This is a genomic window from Paenibacillus sp. FSL K6-1566 (assembly GCF_038050475.1).
Taxonomy (GTDB): Bacteria; Bacillota; Bacilli; order Paenibacillales; family Paenibacillaceae; genus Paenibacillus_AQ; species Paenibacillus_AQ lactis.
In genome coordinates this window covers 6526778-6541934 of the sequence record NZ_JBBOSR010000001.1, presented here as the reverse complement: position 1 = coordinate 6541934, position 15157 = coordinate 6526778, and the positions used below count along the sequence as shown (strand labels likewise).

15 protein-coding genes are annotated in these 15157 nt (G+C 52.7%); 11 read left to right on the top strand and 4 right to left on the bottom strand.

Features of this window, described 5'->3' with window-relative positions; translation table 11 throughout:
• Nucleotides 1–424: 424 nt before the first annotated feature.
• From yycF to NST08_RS29275, 5 genes are read left to right on the top strand one after another with little or no spacing between them, the layout of a single operon-like run.
• The gene (yycF, locus tag NST08_RS29295; protein WP_007129193.1) at nucleotides 425–1156 is read left to right on the top strand and encodes a response regulator YycF; all 732 of its coding nucleotides are present in this window, start codon (nucleotides 425–427) and stop codon (nucleotides 1154–1156) included.
• Nucleotides 1156–2985 (top strand): cell wall metabolism sensor histidine kinase WalK, encoded by a 1830-nt coding sequence (walK, locus tag NST08_RS29290; protein ID WP_007129192.1) that lies wholly within the window; start codon nucleotides 1156–1158, stop codon nucleotides 2983–2985. The genes yycF and walK overlap by 1 nt, the downstream gene beginning before the upstream one ends.
• Nucleotides 2982–4259, top strand: coding sequence for a YycH family regulatory protein (locus NST08_RS29285; RefSeq protein WP_007129191.1), 1278 nt, complete (start codon nucleotides 2982–2984; stop codon nucleotides 4257–4259). The genes walK and NST08_RS29285 overlap by 4 nt, the downstream gene beginning before the upstream one ends.
• 48 nt (nucleotides 4260–4307) lie before the next feature.
• A complete protein-coding gene (gene yycI / locus NST08_RS29280; protein WP_007129190.1) occupies nucleotides 4308–5057 on the top strand; it encodes a two-component system regulatory protein YycI in 750 nt (249 codons plus the stop codon).
• 7 nt (nucleotides 5058–5064) lie between these two features.
• Complete coding sequence (locus NST08_RS29275) at nucleotides 5065–5868, top strand: MBL fold metallo-hydrolase (protein WP_007129189.1); 804 nt, start codon at nucleotides 5065–5067, stop codon at nucleotides 5866–5868.
• Between the two features lie 596 nt (nucleotides 5869–6464).
• Here the strand turns inward: NST08_RS29275 and NST08_RS29265 are convergent.
• Nucleotides 6465–6722, bottom strand: a complete 258-nt coding sequence (locus NST08_RS29265) for an alpha/beta-type small acid-soluble spore protein (RefSeq protein ID WP_028406228.1) — start codon at nucleotides 6720–6722, stop codon at nucleotides 6465–6467.
• 802 nt (nucleotides 6723–7524) lie between these two features.
• On the opposite strand from NST08_RS29265, the gene NST08_RS29260 reads away from it, so the two are divergent.
• The 3 genes from NST08_RS29260 (at nucleotide 7525) to NST08_RS29250 (ending at nucleotide 10996) form a co-directional block, all read left to right on the top strand.
• A complete protein-coding gene (locus NST08_RS29260; RefSeq protein WP_007129187.1) occupies nucleotides 7525–8898 on the top strand; it encodes a S1C family serine protease in 1374 nt (457 codons plus the stop codon).
• Between the two features lie 702 nt (nucleotides 8899–9600).
• The gene (locus NST08_RS29255) at nucleotides 9601–9768 is read left to right on the top strand and encodes a CxxH/CxxC protein (protein WP_007129186.1); all 168 of its coding nucleotides are present in this window, start codon (nucleotides 9601–9603) and stop codon (nucleotides 9766–9768) included.
• Nucleotides 9769–9955: 187 nt separating this feature from the next.
• Nucleotides 9956–10996 (top strand): GTPase, encoded by a 1041-nt coding sequence (locus tag NST08_RS29250; RefSeq protein ID WP_007129185.1) that lies wholly within the window; start codon nucleotides 9956–9958, stop codon nucleotides 10994–10996.
• 104 nt (nucleotides 10997–11100) lie between these two features.
• Here NST08_RS29250 and NST08_RS29245 read toward each other — a convergent pair whose 3' ends face one another.
• The 3 genes from NST08_RS29245 to NST08_RS29235 form a co-directional block, all read right to left on the bottom strand.
• Nucleotides 11101–11394 carry a hypothetical protein gene (locus NST08_RS29245; protein ID WP_007129184.1) on the bottom strand — a complete coding sequence of 98 codons (294 nt, stop codon included), beginning with the start codon at nucleotides 11392–11394 and terminating at the stop codon, nucleotides 11101–11103.
• A gap of 111 nt (nucleotides 11395–11505) precedes the next feature.
• Entirely contained in the window at nucleotides 11506–11949 is a 444-nt protein-coding gene (locus NST08_RS29240; protein WP_007129183.1) for a HEAT repeat domain-containing protein, read from the bottom strand.
• 54 nt (nucleotides 11950–12003) lie between these two features.
• Nucleotides 12004–12177 (bottom strand): DUF3934 family protein, encoded by a 174-nt coding sequence (locus NST08_RS29235; protein ID WP_083832603.1) that lies wholly within the window; start codon nucleotides 12175–12177, stop codon nucleotides 12004–12006.
• A gap of 268 nt (nucleotides 12178–12445) precedes the next feature.
• Here NST08_RS29235 and NST08_RS29230 point away from each other — a divergent pair, with 268 nt between their 5' ends.
• The 3 genes from NST08_RS29230 (at nucleotide 12446) to rlmH (ending at nucleotide 15095) form a co-directional block, all read left to right on the top strand.
• Nucleotides 12446–13024 carry a TetR/AcrR family transcriptional regulator gene (locus NST08_RS29230; RefSeq protein ID WP_028406222.1) on the top strand — a complete coding sequence of 193 codons (579 nt, stop codon included), beginning with the start codon at nucleotides 12446–12448 and terminating at the stop codon, nucleotides 13022–13024.
• 75 nt (nucleotides 13025–13099) lie between these two features.
• Nucleotides 13100–14224, top strand: a complete 1125-nt coding sequence (locus tag NST08_RS29225) for a cytochrome P450 (RefSeq protein ID WP_341342594.1) — start codon at nucleotides 13100–13102, stop codon at nucleotides 14222–14224.
• 391 nt (nucleotides 14225–14615) lie between these two features.
• Entirely contained in the window at nucleotides 14616–15095 is a 480-nt protein-coding gene (gene rlmH / locus NST08_RS29220) for a 23S rRNA (pseudouridine(1915)-N(3))-methyltransferase RlmH (protein ID WP_251535889.1), read from the top strand.
• The last annotated feature ends 62 nt before the right edge of the window (nucleotides 15096–15157 follow it).

The following is a 15157-nucleotide window of genomic DNA, read 5'->3' as shown; positions in this document are numbered from 1 at the left end:
GCGGGGGGTGTGGGAGGCAGAGTGGGAAATATCTTTGCAGTCTAGTGGCATGGGGTGTCCTTCTCCATCGCTGTTGAATTCGGAAAATTGGAACTACTAATCCCTGATGAGATTTTCCGAATTCAAAGGCGAGCGCTCCGCTTTCCGAATGCCACCCCAAGCTGAGTATGAAGGGTTTCCCTTATCTGCAAAGTCCATCCCCCTTTCCGTGGAAGCCGATGCTGCCGAAGAGGTGGCCGCTCCCCATGAACCGGAGCGGGCCATGGAGGCGGGGGGTGTGGGAGGCGGAGTGGAAGCTGGAGCAAAGGAGTGAGTGCTGCATGCGTGAGTGTCCTTTGCCCTGGCGGAATGGGTGTGTCCAGGCGGCAGGTGTGTTAAAATGAAAAGAAGACCGTTCAAGTGAAGGTATGAGGTGAACAGGAAGATGCAGGGAACCATTCTGGTGGTGGATGACGAACAGCCCATCGCCGATATTTTGAAATTTAACCTGGAAAAAGAGGGCTATGAGGTCATTTGCGCCTTTGACGGCATCAGTGCGGTCGACATCGCGCTGACTCGGCGCCCGGATCTGATGCTGCTTGATCTGATGCTGCCCGGTAAAGATGGGATGGACGTATGCCGCGAGGTGCGTGCCGCCAACCTGCAGATCCCGATCATCATGCTGACGGCTAAGGACGGAGAGATCGACAAGGTGCTCGGGCTTGAGCTTGGGGCGGACGACTACGTGACGAAGCCGTTCAGCACAAGAGAACTGCTGGCCCGGGTGAAGGCGCAGATGCGCCGGCAGCAAAAGCCTGACAGCACGGCGGATCAAACGGGCGGTACCGGCGCGGGCGGACAAGGCCTGCGGTTGTTCGATCTGTTTATCGATACGGATATGTATATGGTATACAAGGGCGGCGAGGCCCTTGATTTGACGCACCGCGAGTATGAGCTGGTGTATTATTTGGCACGCAATGCCGGCAAAGTGATGACCCGGGAGCATTTGCTGCAAGCGGTATGGGGCTTTGAGTATTTCGGGGATGTACGCACGGTGGATGTGACCATTCGCCGATTGCGGGAGAAGATTGAAGAGAATCCGAGCAAGCCGGAATATATTTTAACCCGGCGCGGTCTCGGCTACCTGATGCGAAGCCCTAAAAACGGAGGCCTCTAATGAAGTGGCTCTCCTTCTTCCGCACGATTCAGGCGAAGGTGATCATCATCTACGTGCTGCTCATTCTGATCGCGATGCAGCTGATCGGGGTGTATTTCGTCAGTGCGATGAAGACGTCCCTGACCAGCAACTTTACGAAGGATTTGCAGGAGCGTGCGGAGCTGATGTCGGTGCTGGCCGCCAAAACCCTTGGCGGCGAGAACGAATCGGAGGAGGATCCCGTGGAAAGCCTGCGCGTCATGGTGAACAATCTGTTCAATCTGAGCGGGGCCGAGATCCAGGTGCTGGATTCGACGGGACGGGTATTGACGACCTCACTGCCTTCCCACGCCGATTATGAGGGCACGAAAAACACGCAGACTGTCGTAAGCCGGGCTTTGCAGGGAATCCAGGACAACGAGGAATACATTATTGACGATGACAATATCCGCAAAAAAGTCGTCGCCAAGCCCGTCATGTATAACGACAAGATCGTAGGCGCGATCTATATCGTTGCGAGCATGAGCGAGCTGTACAATACGATGCAGCGGATTAACAATATTTTTATATCCGGGATTCTCCTGGCGCTGGGCTTAACGGCCGTGCTGGGGGTTATCCTGTCGCATACGATCACGCACCCGATCAAGGAGCTGACGAAGCATGCGCGCGCGGTCGCCGACGGCCGGTTTACCGAGAAAACGCCGGTATTCGGCAGTGACGAGATCGGCCAGCTCAGCCAGGCGTTCAACTATATGACGAGCCGCCTGCGCGAAGCGCTGTCCCAGAACGAAGAGGAGAAGGAGAAGCTTGCTTCGATCCTCACCAACATGAGCGACGGCGTCATTGCCACGGATGAAGCGGGCCGGGTGATCCTGATGAACCGCCGCGCCGGTGAGATGCTGGGCGTGGAAGGCGAGGAGCTGGCTGGACGCGATATCGGGTCGCTCCTTGGCTTGGAGGAAGCGGAATCCGAGGCGCTGGCACGCGGGGAGCATCATGACTCCAAGCTGCTGGAGATCGCGCCGCGCGAAGGCGGAGAGCCGTTCATGGTGCGGGTTACCTTTACGCCGATCCATCGGCGGGAGATCGGGATTACGGGCACCATTGCCGTGCTTCAGGACGTAACGGAGCAGGAGAAGCTTGAGGCTTCGCGGCGGGAGTTCGTGGCGAATGTGTCGCATGAGCTGCGCACACCGCTGACCACGATCAAAAGCTATACCGAAGCGCTTGAAGACGGGGCGCTGGAGGACAAGCAGATGGGGCCGCGCTTTGTCGGCGTCATCCAGAACGAGACCGGGCGGATGATCCGCCTCGTCACCGACCTGCTTCACCTGTCGCGGCTCGATTCCAAGGAAGCGGCGCTTCATAAGGAGCCGACGGATATCGTGGAGATGCTGGAGGATGTCGAGGACCGGTTCTCTTTTCAAATGAAACAGAAGCATATCCGCACCATTATCGATATCAAGCCAGGTGTGTCCGCAGCGATGCTGGATAGGGACGGTATCGACCAAGTGCTTGACAATCTGATCTCCAACGCCCTGAAATATACGCCCGACGGGGGTTCCATCACCATGGAGGCAAGCATCACAGAGGACGGCATGCTGTCCTTATCCGTGAAAGATACCGGGATCGGCATTCCGAAGAAGGATCTGGATCGCATCTTCGAACGGTTTTACCGGGTCGACAAGGCTCGAAGCCGCAATTTGGGGGGCACCGGTCTTGGCCTGTCCATTGCCCGGGAAATTGTTAGAGCCCACGGGGGCTCAATCACCCTTCAGTCCGAGCTGGAGAAAGGTACAACCGTGACCTTTACCTTGCCCCTGAATGACGAGGGGAGGTCAACGCCGTGAAGGAACGATTAAAGACTTTACTGCTGGTCGTGCTGGTTCTTGGCAGTCTCGTGCAAAGCTATGTGCTGATCTACCGCCTGCCGGGCAGCGATTCTGTTGTGCAATCGAAGGATTCCTACATCCGAACCGAGGAGATGGGGCCGGAGGAGAAGCCGGAGAATCTCTTGTATCCCGACAAAATGATCATTCATCTCGGTGAGGACAAGCATACGATCTTTTATCCGAACGATACGTTCTACAATCTGGTGTACAACCGGCTGAAGGGCCGGACCTTCGACAATTTCCAGCGCCGGATGGTAGGCAATATCGACTGGAACAAGGTTCGATCCGAGAACCGGGGCATTGAGCTAAGCTTTGATTCAGGCATCCCGGTAACACTTCTGCAGCGCGTGATGCAGATCGTGCCCGATTCGCTGTTTAGTGGAGAGAGCATCAACAAAATGTGGCTGTACAGCGTTCCGGGCGAGGCGAAGGTTCATGTCATGTTTTTCAGCACCAAGGGAGATGTCGTTTACGAAGCCGTCCAGGCGGACTTGACCGTTCAGGACGTTGATCAGCTGGTCGATTTCGGGTTCAATTGGACGCCATACACCATGGTTAATGGCAGATATTATGTGCCGAACAAGAAGCTGAATATGGTCAGCACCGAGCTGCCGATCGGCGTGTATACGATTGAGCAGATGCAGCGCAGCCTGTTCTTTGACCCTAGCATCACCCGCAATATTCGGGAAAAAGACGGCTCCGAAATTTATACCGACAGCAAGCGCAGCCTGCAGGTGGATCAGGGGCAGCATTGGATCAGCTATACCGACCCGGCTGCGCCGCCGTCGGGAGAGAGCAGTCCGGGCAAGGATGTGCTGTCTGCGATTGATTTTGTCAACCAGCATGGAGGGTGGAACGGAATCTACCGGCTCAGTAAAGCTAGTGAATCTGAGGAGCGCACGCTGGTGAAATTCCAGCAGTACTACGGAGGCTATCCGATTCTCAATACGTCAGGCTTCCAGTACGGCGTGATGGAGCTAGATCTGCAGCAAGGCACGGTGACGTCGTATGAACGTTCGCTGCTTTATCTGGAATCGCCGGCGCTGAGCAAGCAGATGGTGACCCTGTCGGGAGGCGAGGAGCTCCAAGCGAAGCTGGATACGATCGCAGAGGAATCCCGGATTCAGAATTTGGAGCCGGCATATCTGCCGATCATTACAGGAGAAGGGCTGTTGCTTAAACCGGTATGGGCCGTCGAGCTTCAGAACGGAAGTGTGCGCACGCTGGAGTAACGGGTAAAGCAGATTGTGTTGGAATTACGAGAACAAGGAGGGACCGTCATGGATTGGGGCCGGGCTAAAAATGTTTTGATCTACGCCTTTTTGCTGCTGAATCTGGTGCTGGGCTATCAGCTGTGGATCGACTATCGGGAGCAGGCCGGCTCCAGTCTGGACTTTACCTCGCTCTCGGAAAGCACGCAGCAGATCATGGAGAAGAACGGGATTCAGGTGCAGAGTCCGATTCCGTCGGAAACGCCGCAGCTGCCCAAAATCAATTATATCTACAGCGCCGAAATGCAGAAGGAGCCGGTGGAGCTCGAAGAGCCGGTAGATACGAAGCTCATTTACGCCGATGAGAAGGAGCTGCGCAGTGTTCTGCAAGGGACTATACCGAATCTCGGAAACTATCGTCATGATCAGCCCTCGGATCAAGAGCATGTATTTGTGTTCCGGCCGCTGGTGCTGAAGGAATGGCCGCTGTTTAATGTGGAGCTGGAGTTTATCCATGAGTCGCAGAAGATTTATGCGTATCGTGAGCCGGTGTTTGAAATATTGCCGACGGACGGGGCGGAAGAGCAGAAGGTGCTCCCGGCATCCAAAGCGCTGGAGACCTTGATTGAGCGTAATTTCATACCGCGGGATACGGCGGTGAGGGACATACAGCTCGGTTATTACGGTCAGCTGTTCAATACGGAGGACCAGCTGGCGGCGCCGACATGGCGGTTCACGCTGGATAACGGCGAAATGATCTATGTACAGGGAATTAGTGGGGATGTGCTCACACCCAAAAGCGATACGGCAAAGGAGTAACAGAATTATGGGGATATCTTTTTCCGTGCTGTCGAGCGGCTCGACGGGCAATGCGACCATTGTCCGCAACGAGGACACGACACTGCTGATTGATGCGGGCTTAAGTGCCCGGCGCATCGATGAGCTGCTCAAGGAACGTGATATGATGGGAGAAGAAATCGACGGTATTTTGGTAACGCATGAGCATTCCGACCATATTAAAGGACTCGGGGCCGTCGCGCGCAAATACAATCTGCCGATCTATGCCAATGAGAAGACCTGGGAAGCGATGAGCAAATCGCTCGGAAAGATTGCCGAAGAGAACCGGATTGTGCTGGAGAGTCATGAGGTGAAGGATTTTGGGACGCTGCGGGTCGAGCCGTTCGAAATTTCCCATGACGCTGCGGCACCGGTCGGTTACTGCTTCTATGACGGCGATGAGAAGCTTGGTGTTGCGACAGACCTTGGGTATGTGAGCGATAAAGTGAAAAAAGCGCTGGACGGGTCGGACGTGCTGGTGCTGGAGGCGAATCACGATATCGAAATGCTGCGGATGGGACGCTACCCATGGAACACGAAGCGCCGGATTCTCGGCGATATGGGCCATTTGTCCAACAATTCGGCCGGAGAGGCGCTGAGCGAGCTGCTGACAGGCGATACGAAGCGGGCCTATCTGGCGCATCTCAGCTTGGATCATAACATGATGGATCTGGCCAAAATGACCGTGCGCGATACGATGGAGGACCGCGGCTGCTTCTTCAAGGACAGCGAGTTTAAGCTGTGCGACACCTATTATGACCGCTCGACCCCCTGGGATAAGGTCAGCGATTAGTAGGGCCTGTGCTGGCACAGGAACTGCGCGAACCGCTGGGACAGTGGGTGTGTTGGTATGTGCAGTGATTCGTTTCCCGTATATGCAGCGGCAGGCGGGTATAGTTGCATTGTGGCGGCATATACTGAATGGTCAGCTATTGAAACATGAAGGAGCTGGTCCAAATGATCGTGCGCGATACGATGATAAACCGCGGCTGCTTCTTCAAGGACAGTGAGTTTAAGCTGTGCGACACCTAGTTATGAATTAAAAAAACGTTGGAAATCAGTATAATCGAGAGAATAGGCGAAAATATGCACACAAGAAAGGGCTGCTTCCGTCACGTGGATCGTGACAGAGGCAGCCTGTTTGCTCTTTTACCCCTAAGTGAAAAAGATGCAGCAACGGCGTTATCGCCATAAGCCGCCATAAGCTATGCCTGCGTCGCATGCGTTAAGGGGCCCAGCTGCACACCGCGAAGCGCCGAGCGCTAACCCCTAGCGAGTGTGCAAGGAACGGCATGGAAGCATGATGAGGCATTCTCCCGGGCCGTGCAACATTCGGAAGCCATGGAGTGCTTTTGTGCTTTTATCCATAGCAGGCAACTAAGAACGTTCTTACGGCTTACTTAAACTCTCTTGTGCCATCCGGATCATTTCCCGGACCATCGAGCCGCCGATAGCGCCTCCGACTTTCCCGGCCTGCTCGGTGGTCAGATTGCCGTTGCCTTCAGGCTTGAGCGGGACGCCAAGCGTCTTTGCAACCTCATACTTCACTTCCTGCTGCGGGTTGACCTGGTAGCCCTCATTCCGCATGACGTCGTTCATGAACTGCTGCATTTCTGGACTGCGGCGCCGTCTTGATCTTCTAGCCATATTCGATCACCTCCTTTTCGTGAACCATCATCACGACGCGTTCTTAACATCCCCGCCTTATGGCGGACGCATGCGCAAGCAGCAGCTCGATCACCTTGAAGACAACGGGCAGCCTCAGCGAAAAACTCGGAACCTTGGGGCGAAAATAGCGTAATACCTTATTGTGTGTGTTAGGAGAAGCGTGGCTGCAGCATCATGCCTGAGGTATGTGAACGGAATTCCAAAAATATTTCCATCAATTTGACAATTGTTTTTACAAAAGACAGCTAACTTTAAACGTGACTGATGTGGTACAATAGGAGCACTAAAGAACATGCTCATGACAGCTGTTGGTATTTGGTACAATGTGCATCTTTGGAATGCACTGGATTGGGTTGTTCACGATGGATGGAGCAGGCGGATTGCCGGCTGTTTCATAAAATTACATGGAGTTCGCGCTTGGAGCCGCCCTGTTTGTGGTAATAGAAGGATACAGGGTTTTTTTTGAACCATATGGGTACCAATACATACCTTTTCTGGATGAAGATTCATAGTTTCCTGTCGGAACGTTCAGGCAGGGTTCGTATAAATGGTACAAATCGAAAGAGTATGGCCGAGACCTGCAACTTTTTGGCCTTCTCAAGAGTTATTACTATAGAGAGATTTATTGGCGTGGGCATGCGTTGGAAGAAAGATCTGATACACGATGCAGGGCGGATTGTTATGGCGACAGAATGAATGCGGAGTCGGTCGGTAATGGCGATGGTCTTTAAGCGGATATCGTATCTTGACGTGCAGCGACAAGGGGAGAGAGGGATCGCGAATGGGATTGTTTGACGATGATTTTTATTCAACCAAAGTATCCAGGAAGAGCAAAAATGCCAGCGAGGACCGATCTGCGCGAACCAAGTGGCGAACGAAGTGGCGGACCAGCCGCCGGAGCAGAGGGCTGTCCACCTTCCAAATCTCCGCGATCAGCTCGGTATGCAGCGCATTGATTGCCGTGATGCTGTTCAGCTTCATTACCGGCCATCCTGCCTCCACATCCCGGGTCTCCTTGGTGAACGGCGGACATCAGCTGTCCTCGACGGAAGGGGACCCTTATGAGCGGATTATTCAAGCAGCCGAGAAGGTGCGTCCTGCTGTCGTAAGCGTGCTGACGCATAAAGAGACCGTGCTGCCGGAAGAGGAGGATCTTGAGAGCGAGGAGGAAGTCTTGCCTGAAGACGAAGAGGGATTGGAGCTTCCGGAGGGATTTGATTTCGGAGAGGAATTCGATTTCGGGGATGAATTCGGTGATTTCGGCGAATCTCAGGAGGATGCGCTGGGATCCGGTGTTATTTTCAAGAAGCTTGAAGGCAAGGCTTACATCATCACGAATAATCATGTTGTAGAAAATGCCGATTCCTTCGAGGTCGTTACCGTGACCGGCGAGAAGAAGCAAGCGACGCTTGTCGGCACCGATCGCGTGAGCGATATTGCGGTGCTCTCGATTGACGCCAAAGGCATTGGCGATGTAGCCGAGTTCGGCGATTCCTCCAAGCTGCGGCTGGGAGAGACCGTCATTGCGATCGGGAACCCGCTTGGGCTGGGAGATACGCTGACCTCCGGCATCGTCAGTTATACGAACCGGATCATTCCGGTCTCGCTCAATCAGGACGGAAATTACGATTGGGAGCAGGAAGTGATTCAGACCGATGCCGCCATCAATGAGGGCAACAGCGGCGGTGCGCTGGTCGATCTGAATGGCCGGGTGATCGGCATTAATACGATGAAGATCGCGGATACCGGTGTGGAAGGCCTTGGGTTCGCCATTCCGGTGAACGAGATTACCGAGGTTGTTAAGGAGCTTATGCTGAAGGGCTACATCGCGCGTCCATACCTGGGTGTCTATACGGTGGATTTGGGCAATCCCTATGCGCCGCTGAGCAAGAAAGAGAAGGAGAATCTGAAGCTGCCGAAGAGCGTAACCGAGGGTGTGGTCGTACTGGATGCCCTGGGACCTGCCAAGGATGCGGGCCTTCAGCTGAACGACGTCATCGTCAAGCTGGATGGCAAGCCGATTAAGACCACCTTAGAACTGCGCAAGCATCTGTACCGCAACACCAAGGTTGGCGGTGAGCTGGATGTAACATTCTACCGGGATGGGAAGCTGCAGTCGCTCAAGGTGAAGCTGGAAGAGAAGCCGGAGGAATAAGCTTCGGCTATGCTTTAGACGAAAGAGATATGAAAAAGGTTGAGCGTCATTCACTTGGCGGACTAAAGAGAGAGCGTGCTTATGCACGCTCTCTTCAGGCTGTCGAGAAACCCCCTGTTTTTTTGCAGGGGGTTTAAAATTGCCTCGTCGGTCACTGAAGTAGGGTTCTCAGAGCGCTTTAAATCGATTTTTATTTTAAAAGATATGATTCCCCATATAAAAAATAGAGTGTCGAAAAGTCCGTTGGACTTTCTCGACACTCTGGAGAGAGCGTGCTTATGCACGCTCTCTTGCTGTTTTACTGGGATTGAGGCAATGAGGCAACCCCTAGCGGTAATTTAGCGTCATATGGGGATAGGCGGCCTCCCCGTCGGCATACCTTGTCCCGAACATTGGTCTGATCAACTCCTTGCAGACATTTCGCCCTCTTCCACGAGTATGGATTCATGGAGGCTGCGCGTAGAGGACGGGCCTCTTTGAGCGTGGTATTGTCCCAGAATAACGAATGATCCATTGTCCAGTAGGAAGATCTTGGGGGAATATCAAGCCTGGAAGCGAGGCAGAATACATTGGAAGCCCGGATGCGGGGGTAATTCGGGCAAAAGCATTTCTTTTTCTCGCAGAGTGTGGTAGAACAGAAGAGTGGCTATACGGTTTGATAGAAACGCGGGCTCATAGGCGATAACAGAAAGGATGCATAGAATGTACGTCGTATGCAAAGAACATGTGGAACTGGCAATCGAAAATTTCGTGGATGAGTATGAGGATGCTCCAGATATCGTGGATTTGAAGGAGACGGAGTTTTCGGACTGGGACCCGCCAGTGAAGTGCGCGGAGTGCGAGAAGCATGCTGAATTTTTAATTGTATAACGTCAATATTTTAATTCAATAAATAATGCGAATGAGAAAGCGTGATGATTTCACGCTTTTTTTGTTTAAGAGATCATGAAGGCAATCGAAGCAGCGAAGCTTTGGTGGACAGTCCTCCGTAGTGTATGATGGATGTGTAGATTGCACGGAGGCGCCGATAACCTATCGTGAATGGAGACGATCAGAGATGGATGACTTCGGGAAGGTCTGGGAAGAGGAGATCAAGCGGGCAGCCGATGAGGCTTACGAGAAGGAAATGGATGAAATCAACCGCCAACTGAAGCAGGAAATCCTCATTGCGCTGATTGGCGACGTGAATACGGGCAAGTCCTCAACCATGAATCGGATCGTGGGCGAAGAGGTGGCGGGCGTCGGGGCCGAGCCCGGCGAAACGACGGTGATTCATCCGCATAAATATAAGGACAATATATCTTTCATTGATACACCCGGGTTGAATGATGTGAATACCGCCAATTCGGAAGTGACCTTGAATTACTATAAACAGGCGGATATGGTGCTGTTCTTTCTGAACGCTGCAGGCACCGTCTTCTCGGAGGCGGAGAAGAGGTCGTTTGAGAAAATTCAAGGCGTCAACTCGAACATCCTGATCGTGCTGAATAAAATTGACGCCGCGGATGAAATCGACCGCCTGGTGGCGCGTATCCGGAAGGAGACCGGAGGGCGCTATGAGGTTGTGCCGGTGTCTTCTCGGACGGGCGAGAACATCGACCGGCTGCGGAGCAGCATTCTGGAGATGCTTAAAAAAAAGTCTAAAGACATCCTTTTTGCCAAAAGCATCAAGGAAAAGTCGGCGACCGCCAACGGGTGGATCATCGGAGCCTCGATCTCGGCAGGAGCAGTAGGCGCATCCCCCATTCCGGGATCGGATATCATTCCGATTACCGGCATTCAAGTGAGTCTCCTTACCCGGCTCGCGGTGCTGTACAATAAGCCGATCAGCAAGGAGACGGCGAAGGAGCTCGTCATTGCCACGATATTCGGAAATATCGGGAAGAGCATTTTCCGGCAGATCGTGAAGGTATTCCCTGGCGCAGGATCGGTCGCCGGAGCGACGGTCGCGGGGGCTACAACCCTGGCGCTGGGATATGCTGTGAAATATGCTTACGAGCACAACATCCAGATCAATACGGCGAATATTACAAAGCTCTATAAGAAATTCAGGGAGAAGGCCGAGACGGAATCGGAATCCAATTCCGAGTCGAAGTAAGCAAGCCGATGTCGAATGCATACCACGTTAAACGGATGGAATAGAAAAAGGGGCCTTCGGCCCCCAATCGTAGCTGCGTCAAAGCAGCGATATTTATCTTTGATTTACTTCGTGGCAGCCTCATGGTCGGCTTTGGCCTGCTCCAGCATTGATTTCCAATCCGGAAAATCGGTTTCTCTTGAAACGTGACGGTCAAACAGTTCGTCCGGAATGTTATCGATATCTTCATGCGTTTCCACTTGGAAGTTACCTTTTACGACAAAATCCCCAAAGCTGTTATGGGATGAATGTTTACGCATAAACGATTCATTGAACAGCTTTTCCAGAGAGATGTTATCCGGATCCTCCTGTACCGATTTTTGTCCTTGCAATTCCTTCAACAGATCATCAAACGACATGGGCTTTTGCTTTCTCAGAGTACCACTCCTATAAATTAATATTTGTGTTCAGTATAACATACCCGGAATTCTTATAAACATGGTAGACTTTCCGGAAGGCTGGTTACCCCGTTATCTTCTTAACAAGGAAGACCAGGTTTGCTCCAGCCAGCTGTCGAATTCGTCTCCTTTGTCACCCTCGTACGTATCATAGATATCAATTCTCATCTTTTTTAGCTTGTCTTTGAAGTCTTCATACTTGTGGTCACGGGGAAGGCTTTTTTTGATGCGCAGCAGCACCTTAGAAACGTCTTTCATCAGCTCGCCTTTTCGTCTTTCGGGCATCTGCACGTCCTCACCAAAGGCCCGGAGTTTATGATAGGCTGCTTCCCTTACCTGGTGAACCGCATCCGTATTCAGTCTATGCAGCAAAATATCGATGGATTTCTGATTTTTCCAATTTCCCAGCTCTTCAACGGCGTTTAACCGTTCTCTCCAATTGGCGTTCCGGTTAGCGGAGCTTTTCAGCTCTTCATAATTCGACGGCACGTCCGTCAAAACCTCTTGATTGTCCAATCCGTTCATCTCCTTCATAGGTGGTATCAGGGGGCTCCTAAAACCATATGTTCATTATGGGGTACCTTTATGCTTACTGGCGTCCGCTGCATTGTCCGCCTGCTTGGTCCCTTTACTGGTATAAGGTTTGGGTTTACTCTTGGCTCTTCTCGCGCTGGCATCCCATCGGCTCCAACCTTTCTTGCCTGTGCCTCGGCCTGTTCCGCCCTTGCCCTTGGATTTACTCAACCCATCACTCCGTTACGATATATTCTTGTCCCTATATGCTGATTCTTTACCAGCCCTGTTGAAATATACACTGTATTGGACCATATGTATAGGATAGAACGTAAATAAACCTAAGAATCGAAATATATATGGATGGAATCCAACATTGATATAGTCTAGGGACTTCTTCGGTTGACTAATTTTTCCCAGCATGTTATCTTATTTTTGAACTGACCAGTCAGAACAAGAAACGTTTAACTGAAATTTGTGTGAAAGGGCAGACCCCATTGTGAGCAAAGAAAAAATTATCCAAGCAGCCATAGAAGTATTCTCCGAGAATGGATACCACCGCGCAAGCATGGACGAGATTGCGGCCCGCGCTCAGGTTGCCAAGGGAACGCTGTACTACAACTTCCCGGGCAAATCCCAGCTCTTCAAGACGGTCGTCAAGCAGGGCTTCGAGGATATTATGCGGCGGACCGAAGCGGATCTGAATTCCCCGCTGCCGATCAAAGAGATGATTATGCGGACCATCCGTCATCATCTGGATCTGTTTCTGGAATCCCGGCATTTTTCCCATATCGTATTCAATGAGATCTCGAACGGCATTGAGCAGGATGTCCTGGAAGAGCTGAAGGAGCTGAAGCGGACGCATATCGGCTTTCTGGCGAAGATCATTGAGGATGGCAAGTGTGAAGAGAATCTGTTCCGCGATGTCGATGCCAACCTGGCTGCGGTCAGCATGATCGGCACATTGGAGAGCGTATGTAATTATTATTTGAATCATCAAGAAGCCTATACCCGCGAAGACCTGGAGCAGTTTGCGTTCACGGTCATTACCCAAGGCCTGTTTATATCGGTTGAATAAACTCGGCCTTCTTTTGTAAGCAGCTCTAACTGACCAGTCAGTTCAAATCTTGAAGCGAAGATGGAGGTTATCGGTATGGAATGGAATAAGAACGGTTTACTCCCGCTGGAATGGTTCCGCCAGATGCGAACGGAATCTCCGGTGGCTGCAATTGATGGTAGCGGAGCCTGGAACGTATTTAAATACGAGGATGTCAAAGCGGTCTTCACCAACTATGAGGTCTTCTCTTCCCAAGGCTCGCCTTCTTCGGAGGACCCGATCGAGTCCAGCCTGCTCCGGCAGGATCCGCCGAAGCACCGACAGCTTCGGAGACTGGTCTCCCATGCGTTTACGCCGCGGATGATCGAGTCGCTTGCTCCCAAGATCGAGGAGATCACGAAGTCCCTGCTGGATGAAGCGGAGAAGAAGGGGAAGATGGACATCGTGGCGGATTTAGCGAGTCCGCTCCCGATCGTCGTCATCGCCGAGATGCTAGGCGTATCGCTGGAATACCGGGAACGCTTCAAGGCTTGGTCAGATGCGTTGGTTGGCGATAATTACGAAGCGTATATCCAGTGCCAGCGCGAGATGAGCGAGTACTTCTCTGCCATCGCGGATGACCGGCGCCGCCATCCGCAGGATGACCTGATTACGAAGCTGGTGGAAGCCCGTATCGATAATGAGTCTCTGACCGAGCTTGAAATCATCGGCTTCTGCATCCTCCTGCTGGTCGCCGGCAATGAGACGACAACGAATTTGATCTCCTCTGCCGTTCTGGCCATCGATAGCTTGCCGGAGGTGCGGGCAGAGCTTCTCGCGGACCGATCGCTCATCCCGGGCGCACTGGAGGAAGTATTCCGTTATTTCTCGCCGGTACAGGTGATGTTCCGCCGCGTGAAGCAGGAGACGGAACTGGGCGGGAAGACGCTGAGGGAGAACGAGCATGTGTATATCTGGATGGCTTCCGCCAATCATGACGAGGCGGTGTTCGAGCGTCCGGACGTATTCAATATTCACCGAAATCCGAATCCGCATCTTGGACTCGGAAGCGGCATCCATTATTGCCTCGGCTCTCAGCTCGCGCGGATGGAGTCCCGCATTGCGATTGAGGCGCTGCTGAAGCGCTTCCCGGAGTATCGGCGCGACCGCTCGGCCCCGCTTTCCCGGATGGACAGTACGATGATGTTTGCGTTGAAAGAGCTGCCTGTCATTTTGCGCTGAGGGGACGGGGGAGGCTTCAAGTTAAAGCACAGCGGGAGAACTGGCTCAAGCATAAGGGGTTCTCGGAAGGACTGTATATGGAAGAGGGGGACCGGAGGCTGTGTATTCAAAATGGGGAGATCGTGTGTGTTCAAATGAAGTGTGCGGGGTAGTTCTGATGTTTACATCAGAAAAGCCGACTGCATCAGCTTCTTGTAACGACAATGAACAGCAACTGAAAATAACGATGGATGGGAGAGCCGCGGGTTGCGGTTCTTTTTCTTTTCATGCGTAGGTGGAAACGACAGGCTTCGTACGGGAGGGAGGTAAGACGGCGTCTTTCTTTCCGTGCAGAGGTTACAATGGTAGAATGAACGTCAGAACAGCAAAGATAAGGAGCGAAATCATCGCCATGAATATACAGATCGTATGCGTAGGCAAGCTGAAGGAGAAGTATCTGGTGCAGGGCATTGCGGAATACAGCAAGCGTCTTGCGCCATATGTGCGCCTGTCGGTGCACGAGGTGCCTGACGAGAAAGCGCCGGAAAACATGAGCGAGGCGGAGATGCGTCAAGTGCAGGAGAAGGAGGGTGCGGGCATTCTCGGCTACATCAAGCAGGACGCCCATGTGATCGCGCTCGCGATCGGCGGCCAGCTGTGGTCCAGCGAGGATCTGGCCGCCCATATCGACAAGCTGGGCACCTACGGTACCAGCACCGTTGCCTTCGTGATCGGCGGCTCGAACGGTCTCTCCGAGGCCGTGCTGAAACGCGCCCAAACGAAGCTCAGCTTCGGGCGTATGACCTTGCCTCACCAGCTGATGAGGCTGGTGTTGGTGGAGCAGATTTACCGGGCGGTGAAGATTAATCGGGGGGAACCATACCATAAGTGACGGCAAGTTATTAAATATGCCCCCCTTTAAGTAAGCAGGTTTAATAAATAAACAGGCTACTT